1 protein-coding gene is annotated in these 527 nt (G+C 62.8%); it reads left to right on the top strand.

Going from position 1 to position 527, the window contains the following annotated elements; genetic code table 11:
• Window positions 1–527, top strand: a 527-nt coding sequence (locus NKI37_RS31890) for an oligopeptide/dipeptide ABC transporter ATP-binding protein (RefSeq protein ID WP_352794672.1), incomplete at both ends; no start/stop codon positions are given.

Genomic DNA, 527 nt, shown 5'->3' with positions numbered 1-527 from the left:
GAAGTGCCGCTGATCCACGACAAGGTGTCGAAGGAAGAGGCTTACAAAAGGGCGCTCGAAATGGTGCGCTCGGTGAGATTGCCCGATCCCGAACGCATGATGCGTTCCTATCCGCACCAGCTGTCCGGCGGCCAGCAGCAGCGCATCGTCATTGCCATGGCGCTGCTGTCGAAGCCGGCGCTGCTTCTGCTCGACGAACCGACGACGGCGCTCGACGTGACGGTGGAGGCCGGCATCGTCGAACTGGTCAAGGGGCTGGGCGAGAAGTTCGGCACGTCGATGATCTTCGTGTCGCACAATCTGGGCCTCATCCTCGAGACCTGCGACCGCATCACGGTGATGTATTCGGGCGAAGCGGTCGAGACCGGCAAGATCAAGGACGTGTTCGACCGGATGCGCCATCCCTATACGCAAGGGCTGTTCCGCTCGATTCCGCTGCCGGGCGCCGACAAGAATTCGCGGCCGCTGATCTCTATCCCCGGCCAGTTGCCGCTGCCGCATGAGCGGCCCAAGGGCTGCAATTTCGG

The organism is Mesorhizobium sp. M0626, from assembly GCF_040320665.1.
Classification (GTDB): domain Bacteria; phylum Pseudomonadota; class Alphaproteobacteria; order Rhizobiales; family Rhizobiaceae; genus Mesorhizobium.
The sequence above is the reverse complement of the archived record's forward strand: the minus strand, read 5'-3'. Positions and strand labels throughout refer to the sequence as shown.